The organism is Streptomyces sp. NPDC042371, from assembly GCF_056437465.1.
Genome location: NZ_JBWKAP010000016.1, coordinates 1 through 17109 on the forward strand (window position 1 = coordinate 1; position 17109 = coordinate 17109).

Here is a 17109-nt window from a genome sequence, read left to right on the forward strand (position 1 = left end):
GCACACCTACAACCACCACCGCAGCCACACCGCACTCGGCGGCCACCCACCCATCACCCGCGTCAACAACCCCGCGGGTCAATACACCTAGGGCCTGTTGCCGCTCACGCCCGGGTGCAGGAGTGCAGGATCCTCGCCAGTTCGCGCGGCTGGGAGAACATCGGCCAGTGCCCGGTGTCCATTTCGACGAGCCGCCAGCGCTCGCTCTTGAGCAGGTCGGCCACGTCGTCGTTCGGCTCCTCGCCGTCGAGCAGGCACTTGATGTACGTCGCGGGCAGTTCGCCGAGCGAGCGCTCCAGCACGGCGGGCTCCGTCAGGGTGGCGCCCGGGTGCGGTGTCGAGCCGCTCGCGATTCTGGCGACCTGCTCGCTGTCGAGGCCCTGCCCGTCGAAGTCGGCCGCGTTCAGGGGTGCCCAGTCGCCGCCGCCCTCCTCCAGTGCGGCCTCGAACACCGGCTGGCCCTGCCACCAGAGGGAAGCGAACGACTCTCCGTCGACCGGCACGTTGGCGTCGACGAGCACGATGTGGGCGAGCCGGTCGCCGATGCGCTCGGCGGCCTGGCCGACGGGGATGCCTGCGTAGCTGTGCCCGACGAGGACGACGTCACGCAGGTCGAGGCGTTCGACCTCGTCGACGATGTCCCGTACGTGGGTCTGCTGACCGGCAGGGAGGTGCTGTTTGTCGGCGAGGCCGGAGAGCGTGAGGGGGTGGGCGCCGTGTCCGGCGGCCCGCAGATCTCGCGCCACGTCCTCCCATGCCCAGGAGCCGAGCCACGTGCCTGAAACGAGTATGAAATCCGCCATGGCGGAGAACGTACACGCTCCGGGCGTAATGGGGCAGACCCCACCGGTCATGAGGATGCCCGCCGGATGGTGCGGGGCCTGGCCCGCGCGGGCCACGGACCCGGTCGCGGCGATCGAGCGGGCGACGCGACGGTGGCGGGCCTGGGTGAGGCGACCCACGGCTCTCACGAGTTCTTCACTATGAAGGAACAGGTGTTCCGCCACCTCGTCGCGGAGGAAGGGGTTCAGCACCTTCTCCCAGGAGGTCAGCTGGACGACGGAGCTGCGCTTCATGGGCAACGACGTCAACTACCCCGAACAGGGAGTGGAGTTGTTCGACGGCGTGCGGGAGTACGTGCGCGGCCACGAGCCGGACCTGCTGCCGCGCACCACCGAACTCCACGCGCCACTGCGCCTCCTCACCGACGGCGACACGCACATGGGCCGCCCCCTCGCCGAGCGGAAGGACCTGGACTACTTCGTGGACATGCGCGAGCTGCCCGCGACCACCAGGAAGTGGCTGAGCAGGGCGCGGGAGACCCGCAGCATCGGGTCGGGGTGGGCCGACGGGCCGTACAAGCTCCGCCTCGCGACGTCCCACGACATCCTCATCCACCTGCACGAGGTCACCGCGGCCCACCAGCAGTCTCAGTGACCGAGACCGGCCGTATCAACTATTGACTGCCCCCTACATCCACCACGAGAGTGCCGCTCGTGCACAGCGAAACGACAGCGACATCGAAACAGCAGGTCCGTGCCGCGGGCGGGGACCCGGCCGGGGACGCGAACGGGGACGGCAGCACCGAGAGCATGCGCCGGGTGGCGGTGGCCTCCTTCATCGGGACGGCCATCGAGTTCTACGACTTCTACATCTACGGCACGGCCGCCGCCCTGGTCCTGAACGAGACGTTCTTCCCGACCCTCGACCCGGTCAACGCCACCCTCGCCTCGTTCTCCACCTACGCGGTGGCGTTCGCGGCCCGGCCCATCGGGTCGGTGATCTTCGGGCACTTCGGCGACCGCGTGGGGCGCAAGTCCGTGCTGGTGGCCTCGCTGCTCCTGATGGGCCTCTCGACCGCCCTCGTCGGCCTCCTGCCCGGCTACGGCACGTGGGGCATCTGGGCGCCGCTGCTGCTGATCCTGCTCCGCTTCCTCCAGGGCATCGGGCTGGGCGGCGAGTGGGGCGGCGCGGCGCTGCTCGCGGTGGAGCACGCGCCGAAGAAGAAGCGCGGGATGTACGCGGCGTTCCCCCAACTCGGCCCGTCCGTCGGGTTCTTCGCGGCGACCGGCGTCTTCTGGCTGCTGTCGGCCACGCTCTCCGACGACGCGTTCCGCTCCTGGGGCTGGCGCGTACCGTTCCTGCTCTCCTTCCTGCTGGTCGGCGTCGGCCTGTTCGTGCGGCTGCGGATCAGCGAGACGCCGGTGTTCGCGAAGGTCATGGCGGCGCAGGAGGCGAGCAAGGTGCCCACGCTCGACGTGCTCCGCCGCCACCCGCGCGAACTGCTGCTCGGCGCGGGCGGCATGGTCGTCGCGTACGGCCTCTTCTACACCGCCACGACGTACTGCCTCTCCTACGCCACCGGCACCCTGCACATCTCGCGCAACACCATGCTCGGCCTCTCCCTGGTGGCCTGCCTCTTCCTCGCGGCCGGGACCTGGCTCGCCGCGACGCGCTCCGACGGTGCGGGACGCCGCAGGCTGGTCCTGGTGGGCTCGGCGCTCGCGGTGGTGTGGGGGCTCGTGCTCTTCCCGCTCCTGGACACCGAGCAGCCGGTGCTCGTCGCGCTGGCGATCGGCGGCGCGCTGTTCTGCATGGGGGTGGTGTACGGCCCGATGGGCGCCTATCTGCCCGAGCTGTTCGGGGCGAACGTGCGCTACTCGGGCGCCTCGCTCGCGTACAACCTGGGCGGCGTGCTCGGCGGTGCGGTCTCGCCGTTGGTGGCGACCCGGCTGCAGTCGGCTTTCGGTTCGTCGTCGGTGGGCTGGTACGTGAGCGCGATGGCGGTCGTGTCGCTGCTGTGCGTCCTCGCACTGCCGGAGACACGCGATCGGGAACTCACATGAACCGCGTCCGAATTCCGCGAAATACGCGAAATACGCGCGACGCAAGGCGTACCGACCGAATTTCTCCACACGTCTAGACCACTTTCGACACCTACTCGCGGACGCCGTCGTGTAATTGCGGGGAGCGGAATTCAGCGGCTGAGCCACCAGCGTTCGTTGTCCTTGGACAACGCCTCCCACAAGAGGTTCAACGGGTGCCCGGGACCGCACGAGGCACGGTCGCCGCGCCGCGTGAACACCCCCACGAGCACCTCGGTCCGCGGCCCGACGTCCCCGATGATGTCGAGCCGCCGCAGGCCCCCCGCCTCGGGGAGGCCGCCGTTCTCGGCCGCCTCCCCGATGCCCCGCGTGACCAGCATCGCCCCGCTGACCACGCCCGAGCGCAGCAGCTCGAAGCCGTAGTGCGCGGCCTCTATCTCGGCGGCCACGGACAGGTGCTGGCGGTAGTCGGGGCCGTACCAGGCGGTGAGGAAGCGGGCGATGAGGCCGCCCGCCGAGACCACCAGGGGCAGGCCCGGCAGGGTGCCCGCGGTGACGGACGAGCCCGGCAGGCGCTCCTCGGGCAGGTTCGTGAGCAGCGAGAGGCCGCTGCGGCGCCACTCGATGATCTCGTAGGGGTCGAGCTCGGCCTCCTGCCCCTCGGTCACCACGATGCTGCCGCAGACCAGGTCCAACTCCTTGGCCTGCAGCTTGGCGAAGAGGTCGCCGGTGCGGACGTGGGTGACCTTGAGGTCGACGCCTCTTCGTTCGTACACCTCGCTGACGCGCTCCACGGCGTCGAGGAGGAACCCCAGCGTGTAGCGGGTCGAGCCCACGGAGAGGGTTCTGCCGAGCCGTCGTCTGGCGTCGTGGATGCCCTCCGTCCACTGGTCGAGGGTGCGGCGCGCGAGTTCGACCAGGGCCTCTCCGGTGGGGGTGAACAGGACGTCCTTGCCGCGTCCGCGCTTGAGGACCAGCGCCTCCCCGCACAGCGTCCCGAACGTACGGTTCATCGTGTCCAGTTGCTTCTGCACGCTGGACTGTTCGCGCCCGAGCCGGCGGGCGGCGGCGAGTGCGGTGCCGCTCTCGTGCACCGCGAGCAGCGTGCGCAACTGGTCCATCGTGGTGTCAAGGAGATCCGTGGGGTACTGCTGCGGACCTGATAATTCCATGTGCGAGTTCTCGCTCTCCGGCTCCCTCTTCTTTTACGGCCATGCAGCATAACCACAGCGGGAAACTGATCCGGAGTTCAGCGCAAATTATCTGGGGATTTCTTCCAGAAAACGCTGGATGCGTTCCCGGTACCCGTGGAATGGTCGGATCAATCCCGCTCGTTCAATCATCTCTGCAAGGAGAGTTACGCTCGTGAGCCATTACCAGGCCGCCCCCGCGCCCGTCGCACCGCACGGTGCGGGCGCACCCCCCTCGAGGCGCGCGGCCAAGCGACCCGGCACCCTCGCCGCCCTGTTCTGGACGTCGGTCGTCTCGGCGGTCACCGCCGCGATCGGCGCGGTGCTCGTCTTCGCCGGTGGCGAGGACATGGCCGAGGAGAACATCAACGACGTCATCGCGGAGCACCCGGACGTCGTGGGCCTGCCTTCGGGGACGACCGCGGCCGACATCAAGGCCCTGAGCGGCCCGATGTGGGACGAACTGATCAGCGACCGGGCGGGCACCCTCTCGGCCCGTGCCGGGTTCGCCGTCTTCACTGCGGTCTGTGTGCTCGTCTTCGCCCTCGTCGCCCGCAAGGGCGCGGCGGTCTGGTCGCGTGTCCTGCTCACCGTCTCGGCCGTCGTCGCGCTGCTCCCGCACTTCCTCATCCTCGGTGACTACGAGCCGGATTCCGTGGTCGCGCTGAGCTTCGCCGCGCTGCTCACCGCGGTCGCGGTCGTCGTGCTGTGCTGGCTGCCGCCCGTGAACCGCTGGGCCAGGGAGCGCAGGGCCTAGGACCCGCCCGGAGCCCACGGCATGCCGGACCGGTCCCCCACGGGGGTGGGAACCGGCTCCGGCAGATCGTGCGCGGCATCTGGCCAGGTGGCCCGGGCGGCAGGACCATACCGGCGTGGAGCCCTACTGGGAATTGACCTTCGACGCCGACGGCGACGTCGACACCGCGCAGCGCGCGCAGCTGCTGTCCGGCGCGGAACGTGCCCGCGTCACCGATCTGCTGGTCTTCGCGCACGGCTGGAACAACGAGAAGAAGGACGCCCGGAAGCTGTACGGGCGTTTCTTCGCACCCTGCCAGGTCCTCGCCGGGGCGGGGGTGCGCCTCGGTTACGTCGGGGTGCTGTGGCCCGCCATCCGCTTCCCCGACGAGTCGATCCCCGACTTCGACCCGTCGGCGGCACCCGTCGCCGCGACGCCGCCGGGCGAGCCCGTGCTCGACGCGGCCACCCGGCAGGTGCTCGACCGCGCCTTCCCTGACCACACGGCGACCCTCGACCGGATCGCCGAACTGCTCGCCGAGCGCTCCGAAGTGCCCTCCCAGATTTACGAGTTCGGGCGGCAGGTGCGCGAGCTGGTCTCCCTGCGCGAGTCCCATCCGGCCCGGCACTTCGGCCAGGACACCGGGGCGGGCGAGCCCGCCATGCTCACCGACGACGCGGTCAAGGTCTGCGAGGTGTTCGCCGCCGCACGCGCGGACACCGGGCAGCCCCTCCTCCTGGGCGACCTGCGCCGCAGGCTGTGGGACGGCGCGTACGAACTGCTGCGCCAAGGCACGTACTACGCGATGAAGCGACGGGCGGGCGCGGTCGGTCAGTTGGGGCTCGGCCCGGCGATCGGTCTGCTCGCCGCCGACGTGCCGCGGATCAGGGTGCACCTCATCGGGCACAGCTTCGGCGGCAGGCTCGTCTCGTACGCGCTGCGCGGGATGCCCGCCGACGTGCGCGCGGTGAAGTCGGTGACGCTCCTGCAAGGCGCCTTCTCGCACTACACGTTCGCCGAGCGGCTGCCCCACGACACGTCACGGGGCGGGGCCCTGCACGGGATGCAGAACCGGATCGACGGGCCCCTCGTCGCCTGCTACTCCCACTACGACGACGCCCTCGGCAAGATCTACCCCCTGGCCTCGAAGCTGGCCGGGGACTCCTCCGCCTTCCTGAACCTGTGGGAGCGGTGGGGCGCCATCGGCTACAACGGCGTCCGGGCCGTGGACGGCACCAAACGCATCAAGCTCGGCGAGAAGGTGCCCGCCAAGGGGTGTGTGAGCATCGACGCGGCGTCGGTGGTGCGCCGGGGCGGCCCGCCCTCCGGCGCGCACAGCGACGTGTGCCACGAGGAGCTGGCACGCGTCGTGTTCGCCGCAGGGCGGATCGCCCGGTCCTGAGGGTTTCCGGTCTACCGGTGCCGGGGGAACTCGACGACCTGCTGGTACGTCGGGCGGTTCTGCCACTGGATCGGCTTGTGCGTGATACCGCCCAGCGCCCGGTGGATGACGGAGTCCGCGCACCACTGGTCGCCCGCCTTGCAGGAGTCGTCACCGGGATAGACCTCGGTGGCGGGCTTGGCGACGGCCTGCCCCAGGGTGGCGAGCAGGGCGTCGCGGCAGGCGTCGAGCTTGCCGCCGCCGCAGTAGGTGTCGGCGAGCTCGCCCTTCACCGGCTCTCCGAGGACCTTGCGCAGGTCCTTGTCGGCGTAGCCCCACCAGCCGTACTGGAAGGCCGATCCGGCGTGCGCCCCGGTGGGGCCGTGCCCGGCCGACGGTGCCTCGTCGGTGGCGAGCTGCGAGGTGAGGGCCTCGTACAGCTCCTTGCCGAGGCCCGGCTTGAACTCGGCCTCGACGAGCAGCGGCCACCAGGCGTCCATGATGCGCACGGCGTCGGGGTGGGCGTACGTCTTGGAGTCCGCCGCCGTCTGGTTGCGCTGCGCGCCCGCCTTGCGCCAGGCCTCCAGCTGCTGGACGGCCTTGGCCTGTTGCGGGTCGGTGACCGGCTTGCTGCGCAGCACCTTCAGAAGCTCGGGCAGCACCTGTTCGCCGCGCAGGTCGGTGACGGCCGCCTCGGACATGGCCTGGGTCAGCGAGGCGCGGGTGACGCCGCCCTCCTCGGTGAGCTTCTTGACCCGGCCGTCGAGCAGGTCGCCGCGGTGCACGGCGCTCACGCCGAACCCGGCCGTGCTGAAGTCGTCGGCCTGCTTGTTGTTCCAGGAGATGTAGTAGTCCTGGTTGACGGACTGCGGGTGCTCGGCGGGCGGTGTCTGGGCCGAGGTGTTGTCCGCCGGGTCGAAGTCCCGCCATTCGTAGGCCTGTTGGGCCTTGACCGGCAGGGCGGGGTCGATGCTGTCGGCGCGCTCCGGGTTGGCGCCGCTGTTGTAGTACGCGATGTCGCGCGAGTCGGCGTAGAACCAGTTGAAGGCGTAGCTGATGTGCTGCGCCGCCTTCTTGAACGTCGCGGAGTCCTTGACGTACGAGGGGTCGTTGAGCATCTGGAAGCCGATGATGGAGTCGGCCTCGTGGCGGTAGGTGGAGCGCAGCGAGACGTACGCGACGGGCTTGCCTTCGACGCTCGCGCGGTGCGTGACGATGCCGTACTTCGTGCGGAAGACCTGCATGCGGTAGGAGCCCGCGGCCGTGGAGTCGGCGAGGGTCGGCTTCCAGGCGTTCTTGCGCTCCATCTTCTCCATGGGCGTGCAGGTGCCGCGGTAGAGGTAGCCGGTCGACTGCTTGGTGGGGGCGCCGCCGCCCGGCTCGCAGAGCTCGACGGCGTACGTGTCGGTGATGTCCTGTCCCGCGGACGTGGCCGACCAGGCGTAGTCCTGGCCGCGCCCCAGCTGGACGTACATGCCGACGCCCGCGAAGGAGACGCCGCGCGAGCTGATGCCGGGCCCCTGGAGCTCCTGCTGCATGAGGAGCTGGGGCGCGAAGTAGCCGGTCTGCGGGCCGAAGACGGCGACGGGGTTGCCGCTGGCCGTGTGCTTGCCGGAGACGAGCAGGGCGTTGGACATGCCCTTCTTGTGGCCGTCGGCCTTGAACAGGTCCGACGGCAGGACGCCCTTGTCGTACATGCCCTGCAGCGGCTTGAGCTTCTTCGGCGCCTTCACCGGGTCCTTGGCACCCGTCTTGGCGCCGCCCTCGCGGTCGTAGACGAGCTGTTCGCGCTCGACCGAGCCCGGGTCGGGCAGCGCGGTACCGCGCGCCTTCTCGGGCTTGCCCGCGTACGGGAAGCTCGTGCCGTCGTGGATGGTCTGGACGGCCTCGGGGTCGTTGCGGGCGCGGAAGGACTCCCAGACCTCCGTGCCCTTCTCGACGCCGTACTTCTTCTGGGACTCCAGGAGGGAGAGGGCGGACTCGACCTCTCCGCCGCCGCCGTTGCCGAAGAGACCGCCGACCACCGAGGCCAGGGCGATCATGTCGGTGATCTTGAAGGGCTCGATCTCGCCGACGTTGGTGACCGCGTCTATCTTGCCGGTCAGGACGTACTCACCGGGGAAGTAGCGGCCGTCCTTCGACTTCGTGCGGTAGGCGTTGAGGCCGTCGATGTAGGCCTGCGCGTCCTCCATGGCCTGCTTGCCGCGCTCGCCCTGGGTCGACCTGATGTAGTCGACCTGCTTCTCCAGGTCCTGCTCGGTGTACGGGGCCTGCGGCCAGAACTGCTGCTCCAGACCCTGGTTGGCGAGCGCGCCGCCCGCGAACGAGGTGAGCTGGCCGCGCCCGATGTGCCGGAAGAGGTCGATGAGCCAGAGCCGGTCCTGCCCGGCGGCGAAGCCCGCGCCGAACTCGGTGCCGTAGCGCGTGGTGCCCTTGATGTGCGGGACGCCGTACTTCTTGTCCCGGGTGATCGACACGTCGTCGCGCGGCTTGGTGACGGAGGCGACCTGGTCGCCGGGCACCCCGAAGGAGGCGTCGTTGAAGAAGTCGGTGAGCTTGTCGTCGGTGAGCGACGGATAGCCGGAGGACAGTGCGCTGTACGGGCCCAACTGGTCGTCAGCATGGGCGGGTTGGGTGCCGAAGACCCGGTGGGCGAGGATCTCGGCGAGCGTGGCGTTGCCGCTGGCGCCGGGCGGCAGGACGTCGGCGCACTGGTTCCCGCAGTAGTCGGCTTCTTCGGCGGCCCCGACGGCCTGCTCCCGCGGGGCGGCCGCCGCGCCCGGCAGGGGTGCGAGCAGGGAGGCGCCGAGCGCGAGCGCCGCTCCCGCCGTGAGAGTTCTGAGTCTGACGATGCGTCGTCGCATGGGTGCTCCTCCGGGTGCTGCGGAAGACCGATGCGGCGGAGGCTACTGGCGGGTCGGCGAACCCGAAAGATGAACAAGCGTCGCCTTTTCCGAATCACCACAACGCGCCCCCCGTGCGCCCGCATCACCGCAGCTCAAGCGGGCAGGCGAAAAACGGTCGCGCGATGAGGGAGCCGAATCGCGTGTCGATACGTCTACTCGGCGACGTCGTATCGAACTCGATGGACTCGACTCGACATCGACGCCGGCGAATGCGGAACACGGTTACCAGTACGGAAGTACGTGTGACGGAGGTGCAGGGCGATGGCCGGATTCCGGAGTCTCGCGAGACAGGTGCGTGATCCGAAGAGCGATCTGGCACTGCGGCGGTACTCGCTGCGCAAGTGCCTGGAGAGGTTCGCCCCCTACGGTCACCGGGCGACCTGGGACCATCTGTGCACCCGGGCGGGGTTCGCGCCCGAGGATAGGTCTCCGGACCCGATGCGGCTGGTGGCGGCGCTGAACGAACTGGAAGCCGCACGGGCGGTCTGGCTCTCCTACGAAGCGGACTTCGCGGAGCGCCGCCGCAAGGAGAAGCACGACGGGCTCAGGCGCCCCGGCAGCGTCGACGACTGGCACCGCTGCACCTGGGGCGGGTTCGGGGTCGCCTGGTGCGACGACCCGGACATCCACCCGCACGAACCCCTCGCCGAGGTCCTGAGCCGCCTCATCGCGGCGCTGGAGCGGGCGCCGGGCGCGACCTGCCCCGTCTGCGCGGACACCGCCCTCACCTGGAAGCACGGCCTGGCGCACGAGCCGTCGGCGGGAGCGGTCTGCACGGGCTGCGGCATCGTCGTGCCCGGCCCCGTCCTCACCACCGACGCGGTGGCGCGGGCCCGCGCGAGGCGGCTGCGCCCCCTGGTGTCGGCGTGAGGAGCGCCGCGGTCAGGGCGTGACCACGTCCGTGTGGATGGCCAGCTTGAACTGGGCGTGCATCAGCGGCGTGGCGAGCTTCACGTCTCCCGCGCCGCGTGCCGAGACCTTCAGGCCCAGGGGCGTCCCCGGGTGCACGAACATCTGCCAGAGGTAGGTCCTGTACTGCCCTCCCCTGGTCGGTGCGGAGTCGGTCGTCGCGGTCGAGTCGTACCCCGGGCCCGCGTTCAGCGGGTCGCGGACGTAGCGCGAGCGGTACTCGACCGCCTTCGTGTCCGACTCCCAGAAGACCATCGCGGAGAGCAGGCCCCAGCCCTCGTGGCTGGGCCAGATCAGCCCCGAGCGGGCGTCCGGGTACTCCGACGGGCTGGTGAGGCCCTTCGCCGGGTCGTGCATGTGCCACGGATCATAGGACTCCGCACCCGTGCCGTACGGAAAGCGCACCAGGTGGTAGCCGTCACTGTCGTACTTGACGGTCTGCTTCCCGTGGCGCGCGGCGTCCCACAGCAATGAGCAAATGGCGACGGACATCGACTCTCCCCCGTTCTGTGTCGACGTGCTGGATGCGTACTTCCTTACGTAGAACACACGTTGGTACTCCGCGCCCGTTGCGGCCAGACGTAGCACAGCGAAATTCCGGTGGTCATGCCGTTTTGCCGCACGGCAGAGTGACCGGCGACGACGTACACCGGAAGTTGCCGAGGAGAACAGAGCCATGTCGACGCTGCGCGTCACCGCCGAAGTGCTGACCATCCACGAGCACCCGGGCGCCGACGCCCTCGAACTGGCCCAGGTGGGCCTGTACCGCGCGGTCGTCGCCAAGGGCGTCTACCGCACCGGCGAGAGCGCGGTGTACATCCCCGAGCAGTCGGTGCTGCCCGCCGGGCTGATCGAGGAGCTGGGGCTCACGGGACGCCTCGCGGGCGGCAACCGCGACCGGGTCAAGGCGGTGCGGCTGCGCGGCGAGCTGTCGCAGGGCATCGTGTGCCGCCCGGCCGCGCTCGAGGGCGTCGACCTGGCGGGGGCCGCGGCCGACGGCACGGACTTCGCGGAGCTGCTCGGCGTCACCAAGTGGGTGCCGCCGATCCCGCCGACGATGAGCGGTGACGTGGAGGCGGCGCCCGACCTGCTGCACTGGGTCGACATCGAGAACATCCAGCGCTATCCGGACATCTTCGCGCCCGGCGAGCCGGTCGTCCTGACCGAGAAGCTGCACGGCTCCGCCTGCCTCATGACGTACGTGGCGGGGAGCGGCCGCGTCCACGTCTCGTCGAAGGGGTTCGGGGCCAAGTCCCTGGCCCTTCAGGAGGACCCGCGCAACCTGTACTGGAGGGCGGTGCACGGGCACGGCGTCGCGGCCGTCGCGGCCAAGCTCGCGGAGCGGCTCGGGGCGCGCCGGGTCGGCGTCTTCGGCGAGGTGTACGGCGACGGGGTGCAGGACCTGACGTACGGCGCGGACGGCCGCAGGGACACGCTCGGGTACGCGGTCTTCGACATCAGCGCGGACATCGATGGGCAGGTGCGGTGGTTCGACCCGGCGGAGCTGCTCGACGGTGAACTGCCGCTGGTGCCGCGGCTGTACGAGGGTCCTTACGACACCGACGTCGCCCTGGGCCTCGCGACGGGCCGCGAGTCGGTGTCGGGGCGGGACCTGCACCTTCGTGAGGGTGTGGTGATCAGGCCCGCCGTGGAGCGGTACAGCCAGGTGACGGGCGGGCGAGCCATCGCGAAGGCGGTCAGCCCTGCGTACCTGACGCGCAAGGGCGGCACGGAGTACGAGTGAGCCGCGGGCGGGCGGTGACGACTGAGCCGCGGGCGGGCGGTGACGGCGGGGGACGTCACCGCCGTGGCTTGCGGTCCACCAGGAGCCGGGAACCGCTGTGCCGCTCGCCGAAGACGTCGTCGGGGTTGGAGAGCACGCAGGTGTCCAGGGACAGACAGCCGCAGCCGATGCAGTCCGTCAGGTGGTCGCGGAGCCTGCCCAGCTGTTTGATGCGCTTGTCCAGCTCCGAGCGCCAGCCCTCGGAGAGCCGCGCCCAGTCCTCGCGGTTGGGCGTGCGCTCCTCGGGGAGCGAGTCGAGGGCCTCGCGGATGGTGGTGAGCGGGATGCCCACGCGCTGGGAGGCGCGGATGAAGGCGACCCTGCGGAGCGTGTCCCGGTGGTAGCGGCGCTGGTTGCCGGAGGTGCGGCGGCTGGTGATGAGGCCCTTGGACTCGTAGAAGTGCAGGGCGGAAACGGCGACGCCGCTGCGGTCGGCCAGCTGGCCGACCGTGAGTTCGTGGACCTTCTCCGGTATCTGGGGCACGCCTCAAACCTACTGGCTGGTCCGTTGACACGCGTCGGCACACACCCCATGCTGAGCAAGCGCTTAGTCTGCGTACGTTTCCCCGTACGCTTCTGCATACGTCTAGGAGGCCAGGGACATGGCGGAGCCGAGGATCTTCACGTCGCCCGAGGAACTGCGCGCCGGTGTCGGCGAGCAGCTCGGACCCAGCGACTGGCTGGAGATCGACCAGAAGCGGATCGACCTCTTCGCCGAGGCCACCGGCGATCACCAGTGGATCCACGTGGACGCTGAGAAGGCGGCGCAGGGCCCCTTCGGGGCGACCATCGCGCACGGCTATCTGACGCTGTCGTTGCTCCCCGTCCTGGTGCCGCAGACGATGCGCGTCGAGGGCATGAAGATGGGCCTCAACTACGGCACCGAGAAGGTCCGCTTCCCCTCCCCCGTGCCGGTCGGCTCGCGGCTGCGCGCGACCGCCGTGCTCACGGACGTGACGCCGACCAAGGACGGCGGCGTCCAGGTGACGGCCAAGGTCACCGTGGAGCGCGAGGGCGGCGACAAGCCCGCGTGCGTGGCGGAGTCGGTGTCGCGCTACTACTTCTGAGACTCCCGGGGCCGCGCGCCCACCATCCGCAGGACGAGGTCGGCGTAGAGCGCGCCGACCTCGGCGGGCGTCCGGTGTCCCGCCGCGTTGAACCAGCGGGCCACGTCGATGCAGAGCGACAGCACGGCGAGCGTGGTGCCCGGCACGTCCGGGACGTCGAACTCCCCCGTCCGCACCCCGTCGTTGATGATGTCCCGCACGGCCGCGTCCGACTTGCGGCGCAGCGCGACGATCTCCGTGCGGTGCTCGTCGCCGAGCGCGTCCAGCTCGTACTGCACGACGCGGGCGGTCATGTGGTGGGCGGCGTGCCAGCCGACGAATGAGCGCACGGCCGCCTCAAGCCGCTCGGCGGCGCCGCCCTCGCCGTCCGCGGCGGTCCGCAGGATGGCCAGGGCCTTGTCGTGGCCGATCCGGCTGATGCGGTGGAGCAGCTCTTCCTTCGTCTTGTAGTGGATGTAGAGCGCGGCGGGGCTCATGCCTGCGCGGCCCGCGATGTCCCGGGTCGTCGTCGCGTGATAGCCGCGCTCGGCGAAGGCCTCGACGGCGGCGACCAGCAGCCGCCTGGCCGCGTCGGGGCTGACCTCGCCCCACGGCTGCTCCTCGCCGGGCGTCTCCTCCGCCGTTCCCATGTCCACTCCTTCAGCGTTCCGGAGGGACACCATACCCCTGACGGTGAGCAAGCGCTTAGCGCTCCGGTCAGGGCTTGGCGAACGGGTCGTGCTCGGCGAGCAGCTTGTCGACGCGGGCCTGGTCGACCCTGCTCACGATCTGCACCACCTCCTGCCGGTCCCTGATCACCTTGGCGAGGGTGAACGCGGAGGTCGTCAGATAGAGCACCGCGATGGCGAGGAAGCCCCGCACCCAGGCCGAGGCGTCCAGATAGCCGATGCCGACGGCGACGGCACCGATGGAGACGGCGAAGGAGGCCACGGCCTGGCCGTAGAAGGCGTTGGTGGTCTGCTGCTTGACGGGCGGCTCAGTCATGGACACAGCTTCGGCGGGGGAGGGCCCGCGCCATATCCGCTCAGGTACTCAGGTGCGTACTCAGTGCCGCCGTTCCAGGCGCTCAGAAGGCCGAAATCCCCGTCAGCGCACGGCCGATGACGAGCTTCTGTATCTGGCTCGTGCCTTCGTAGAGGGTCATCACGCGGGCGTCGCGCAGCAGTTTGCCCGCCGGGTACTCGTCGATGTAGCCGTAACCGCCGAAGACCTGAAGGGCGTTGTTGGCGGCGCGCACGGCGGCCTCGGAGGCGAACAGCTTGGCCTTGGAGGACTCCGTGGCGAAGGGCTGCCCCCGGTCGATGAGGTCGGCGACCCGCCAGGTCAGCAGGCGCGCCGCGTCCACGTCGACCGCGATGTCGCTGAGCAGCTCCTGCACCAGCTGGTGATGGGCGATGGTCTTGCCGAACTGCTCGCGCTCGGTGGCGTACCGCACCGCGGCGTCCAGGGCGGCCTGCGCGATGCCGACGCAGCCCGCCGCCACCGACATGCGCCCCTTCGCCAGGGCCGACATGGCCACGGAGAAGCCCTTGCCCTCGGGCGCCATCATGGCCGACGCCGGGACGCGCACGTCCTCCAGGACGAGTTCGGCGGTGGCCTGGCCGCGCAGGCCGAGCTTGCCGTGCAGGGTGCGGCGGGTGAGGCCGGGGGTGTCGGTGGGAACCAGGAAGGCGGAGACGCCCTTGTGCCCCGGAGCGTCACCGGTGCGGGCGAAAAGGAGCACGACGTCGGCCCAGGTGCCGTTCGTGATGAACATCTTGGTGCCGTTGACGACGTACGAGTCGCCGTCGCGCACGGCCCTGGTGGTGAGGTTGCCCGCGTCGGATCCGGTGCCCGGTTCGGTGAGCCCGAAGCACCCGACGTACTCGCCGGAGGTGAGCCCCGGCAGCCACTGCCGCTTCTGCTCCTCGCTGCCCCAGGACGCGATGGTCTTGGCGACCAGGCCGAGCGAGACGGAGACGATGCCGCGCACGGAGGAGTCCCCGCGCCCGAGCTCCTCGGTCACCAGGCAGTACGCGAGGTGGTCGCCGCCCGAACCGCCGTACTCCTCGTCGATGGTGAGCCCCAGGAAGCCGACCTCGCCGAGCTTCTTCACGAGGGCGCGGTCGACGCTCTCCGCGCGGTCCCACTCGATGACGTGCGGAGCGATCTCGCGCGCGACGAAGTCCTCGGCCAGCTCCCGGACGGCGGCCTGCTCGTCGCTGAGCTCCAGGTTCATCGTGGGCACCTCTCCGGTCGGGAACGTGACGTCTAGTTTTAAATTAGCACTGCTAGTTTGTTGCGGCAGCCCTACTATGTGCCGCATGGCCCGACCGCGCAAGCCCCTCCTCAGCCGAGAACGCATCGTCGGGACGGCGCGCGCACTCGTGGACTCCGAGGGGCTCGCGGCCGTCTCGACCCGGCGCCTCGCCGCCGAGCTCGGGGTCAGCGGGCCCTCCCTCTACAACCACTTCCGCACCAAGGACCAGATCCTCGAAGCCGTCGCGGACTCGGTGAGCGCACAGGTCGACCTCTCGATGTTCGAGGCCGCCGACCCGCGGGACTGGCGTACGGCACTGCACGACTGGGCGGTCTCCTACCGGGCGGCCCTCACCCTGCACCCGAACATCGTGCCGGTCCTCGCGCGCGGCCCCGGGCGCAGGCCCGCCGGACTGCGGCTCGCGGACGCGGTGTTCGGGGCGATGGTCGACGCGGGCTGGCCCGCCGCGCAGGCCACGTCGATCGGCGCGCTGATGCGGTACTTCATCATGGGCTCGGCGCTCGGCTCGTTCGCCGGGGGCTTCGTGGACGACGAGGCGGCATACGACCCCGCCGACTACCCGCACCTCGGCCAGGCCCATCTGCTCGCCGACCGGCAGCAGGTCATCGACGAGCGCGCCTTCGAGGTGGGCCTGCAGGCGCTGCTCGACGGGCTTGCGCTGCAGTACGAACAGGTGGCAGCGCGCGCCTGACGGTTCCGCCCCCGCCGGTCCCGACGGTTCGGCGCACACCGACGGGGGCGCGGGCCTTCGCCGCGCACCTCGGCATCGACACCTTCTGAAGCACCTTCTGACTGGGCGCCAGGACCGCTCAGTCCGTGACGATGCGCTCCACCGCGGCCGCGACGAGGGCGTCGCGCTCGGCGTCCGAGAGGAAGTCGGGCAGGGTGAGCTGTTCGACGATGAGCCAGTTGAAGGCCAGGTACAGGAGCTTGACGGCCGTGGCGTCGCCCGGCAGCCCCGAGGCCTCGTGGTACGCGAGGTTGGCGGCGAGGTCGGCCCGGACGCGCTCGGTGAGGACGGCGCGCAGCTCCGGCCGCCGGGTGGCCTCAAGGCGCAGTTCGAGCAGTGCCAGATAGCCCGTACGGAAGCCGCTGACGCGGCCGACGACCTCGCGCATCAGCTCGACGTAGGTCTCCTTGTCCGGCTTGGCGGCGCGCTGTCGCTCGACCTCCGCCGCGTCGGGCGTCAGCCGCTCGTAGACCCGGGCGCCCGCCTGGGTGAGCAGGTCGTCGCGGCTGCTGAAGTAGTTGGACGCCGTCCCTGTGGGCACCCCCGCCTCGGTGTCGACCGCCCGGAAGGTCAGCCCGCGGGCGCCCTCCTTGGCCAGCACCTCGATGGCGCCGTCGACCAGGGCCGCCCGCCGACCGTCATTCCTGCGCACCATTGACACCACTCCATCCGAAGTACTACGTTCCGACCACTACAGCAAGAGTACTACAGGGGGAGTTACCAGATGCGCAAGCTCGTGTACTACATCGGCGCCTCCGTCGACGGATACATCGCGGGCCCGAAGGGCGAGTACGACTTCTACCCCGTGGGCGACCCGGACCAGGCCGCCGAGTACGCCGCCCGGGTCAACGCCCGCTACCCCGAGACCGTCCCCACCGCCCTGCGCCCGCACGTCGGCCTGGCGGACGCCGCCAACCTCCGCTTCGACACGGTCCTGATGGGCCACAACACCTACCGGCAGGCACTGGCCCACGGCACTCCGAGCCCTTACGCGCACCTGCGCCAGTTCGTGCTGTCGAACTCGCTCGCCGCCTCCCCCGACCCGGCGGTGACCGTGACGGGCGGCGACCCGCTCGCACTGGTCCGCGACCTCAAGCGGCAGCAGGGGCAGGACATCTGGCTGTGCGGCGGCGGCCGGGTCGCGGCCGCGCTGCTGCCCGAGCTCGACGAGCTCGTCATCAAGAGCTATCCCGTGGTCGCGGGGTCCGGAATCCCGGTCTTCGACGGGCGGTTCGACCCCACGCGGTTCCGCGTGACGGCCCGCGAGTCGTTCGACAACGACGTCCTGATGACGTGGTTCGAGGCGGCTCGATAGACAGCGG

At 70.4% G+C, this 17109-nt stretch carries 18 protein-coding genes; 9 read left to right on the forward strand and 9 right to left on the reverse strand.

The window, feature by feature from the left end:
* Positions 1 to 104 precede the first annotated feature (104 nt).
* Positions 105 to 803, reverse strand: coding sequence for an alpha/beta fold hydrolase (locus tag AC068B_RS35010; RefSeq protein WP_478675652.1), 699 nt, complete (start codon positions 801 to 803; stop codon positions 105 to 107).
* Between the two features lie 271 nt (positions 804 to 1074).
* Between AC068B_RS35010 and AC068B_RS35015 the strand changes: the two genes are divergently transcribed.
* Together AC068B_RS35015 and AC068B_RS35020 are read left to right on the forward strand one after the other, a co-directional pair.
* On the forward strand, positions 1075 to 1437 hold the full coding sequence (locus tag AC068B_RS35015) for a hypothetical protein (protein ID WP_478675544.1): 363 nt from the start codon (positions 1075 to 1077) through the stop codon (positions 1435 to 1437).
* Between the two features lie 155 nt (positions 1438 to 1592).
* Positions 1593 to 2846 (forward strand): MFS transporter, encoded by a 1254-nt coding sequence (locus AC068B_RS35020; RefSeq protein ID WP_468568185.1) that lies wholly within the window; start codon positions 1593 to 1595, stop codon positions 2844 to 2846.
* Between the two features lie 131 nt (positions 2847 to 2977).
* Here the strand turns inward: AC068B_RS35020 and AC068B_RS35025 are convergent, their stop codons facing one another.
* Entirely contained in the window at positions 2978 to 3997 is a 1020-nt protein-coding gene (locus AC068B_RS35025; protein WP_478675545.1) for a LysR family transcriptional regulator, read from the reverse strand.
* 193 nt (positions 3998 to 4190) lie between these two features.
* On the opposite strand from AC068B_RS35025, the gene AC068B_RS35030 reads away from it, so the two are divergent.
* On the forward strand, positions 4191 to 4772 hold the full coding sequence (locus tag AC068B_RS35030; RefSeq protein ID WP_478675546.1) for a hypothetical protein: 582 nt from the start codon (positions 4191 to 4193) through the stop codon (positions 4770 to 4772).
* A gap of 115 nt (positions 4773 to 4887) precedes the next feature.
* Positions 4888 to 6153 (forward strand): serine-threonine protein kinase, encoded by a 1266-nt coding sequence (locus tag AC068B_RS35035; RefSeq protein WP_478675547.1) that lies wholly within the window; start codon positions 4888 to 4890, stop codon positions 6151 to 6153.
* An 11-nt stretch (positions 6154 to 6164) separates the two neighbouring features.
* Here the strand turns inward: AC068B_RS35035 and AC068B_RS35040 are convergent, their stop codons facing one another.
* Positions 6165 to 8996, reverse strand: a complete 2832-nt coding sequence (locus tag AC068B_RS35040; RefSeq protein WP_478675548.1) for a penicillin acylase family protein — start codon at positions 8994 to 8996, stop codon at positions 6165 to 6167.
* 303 nt (positions 8997 to 9299) lie between these two features.
* Here AC068B_RS35040 and AC068B_RS35045 point away from each other — a divergent pair, with 303 nt between their 5' ends.
* A complete protein-coding gene (locus AC068B_RS35045; protein WP_478675549.1) occupies positions 9300 to 9908 on the forward strand; it encodes a hypothetical protein in 609 nt (202 codons plus the stop codon).
* A 12-nt stretch (positions 9909 to 9920) separates the two neighbouring features.
* Here AC068B_RS35045 and AC068B_RS35050 read toward each other — a convergent pair whose 3' ends face one another.
* Positions 9921 to 10439, reverse strand: coding sequence for a hypothetical protein (locus tag AC068B_RS35050; protein ID WP_478675550.1), 519 nt, complete (start codon positions 10437 to 10439; stop codon positions 9921 to 9923).
* A 184-nt stretch (positions 10440 to 10623) separates the two neighbouring features.
* Between AC068B_RS35050 and AC068B_RS35055 the strand changes: the two genes are divergently transcribed.
* The gene (locus AC068B_RS35055; protein WP_478675551.1) at positions 10624 to 11691 is read left to right on the forward strand and encodes an RNA ligase (ATP); all 1068 of its coding nucleotides are present in this window, start codon (positions 10624 to 10626) and stop codon (positions 11689 to 11691) included.
* A gap of 55 nt (positions 11692 to 11746) precedes the next feature.
* Here the strand turns inward: AC068B_RS35055 and soxR are convergent, their stop codons facing one another.
* Entirely contained in the window at positions 11747 to 12214 is a 468-nt protein-coding gene (gene soxR / locus AC068B_RS35060) for a redox-sensitive transcriptional activator SoxR (RefSeq protein WP_468567968.1), read from the reverse strand.
* A gap of 118 nt (positions 12215 to 12332) precedes the next feature.
* Here soxR and AC068B_RS35065 point away from each other — a divergent pair, with 118 nt between their 5' ends.
* Entirely contained in the window at positions 12333 to 12797 is a 465-nt protein-coding gene (locus AC068B_RS35065; protein ID WP_478675552.1) for a MaoC family dehydratase, read from the forward strand.
* Here the strand turns inward: AC068B_RS35065 and AC068B_RS35070 are convergent.
* The 3 genes from AC068B_RS35070 to AC068B_RS35080 all read right to left on the reverse strand — a co-directional run bounded on the left by AC068B_RS35070 (position 12788) and on the right by AC068B_RS35080 (position 15015).
* Entirely contained in the window at positions 12788 to 13426 is a 639-nt protein-coding gene (locus AC068B_RS35070) for a TetR/AcrR family transcriptional regulator (protein ID WP_478675553.1), read from the reverse strand. The genes AC068B_RS35065 and AC068B_RS35070 overlap by 10 nt on opposite strands.
* 67 nt (positions 13427 to 13493) lie before the next feature.
* A complete protein-coding gene (locus tag AC068B_RS35075; RefSeq protein WP_356258034.1) occupies positions 13494 to 13781 on the reverse strand; it encodes a YiaA/YiaB family inner membrane protein in 288 nt (95 codons plus the stop codon).
* Between the two features lie 82 nt (positions 13782 to 13863).
* Positions 13864 to 15015 (reverse strand): acyl-CoA dehydrogenase family protein, encoded by a 1152-nt coding sequence (locus AC068B_RS35080; RefSeq protein WP_478675554.1) that lies wholly within the window; start codon positions 15013 to 15015, stop codon positions 13864 to 13866.
* Between the two features lie 85 nt (positions 15016 to 15100).
* On the opposite strand from AC068B_RS35080, the gene AC068B_RS35085 reads away from it, so the two are divergent.
* Complete coding sequence (locus tag AC068B_RS35085; RefSeq protein WP_478675555.1) at positions 15101 to 15748, forward strand: TetR/AcrR family transcriptional regulator; 648 nt, start codon at positions 15101 to 15103, stop codon at positions 15746 to 15748.
* Positions 15749 to 15866: 118 nt separating this feature from the next.
* Here the strand turns inward: AC068B_RS35085 and AC068B_RS35090 are convergent, their stop codons facing one another.
* Positions 15867 to 16442: a TetR/AcrR family transcriptional regulator gene (locus AC068B_RS35090; protein ID WP_478675556.1), complete on the reverse strand. Its 576-nt coding sequence runs from the start codon at positions 16440 to 16442 to the stop codon at positions 15867 to 15869.
* Positions 16443 to 16511: 69 nt separating this feature from the next.
* Between AC068B_RS35090 and AC068B_RS35095 the strand changes: the two genes are divergently transcribed.
* On the forward strand, positions 16512 to 17102 hold the full coding sequence (locus AC068B_RS35095) for a dihydrofolate reductase family protein (RefSeq protein WP_478675557.1): 591 nt from the start codon (positions 16512 to 16514) through the stop codon (positions 17100 to 17102).
* The last annotated feature ends 7 nt before the right edge of the window (positions 17103 to 17109 follow it).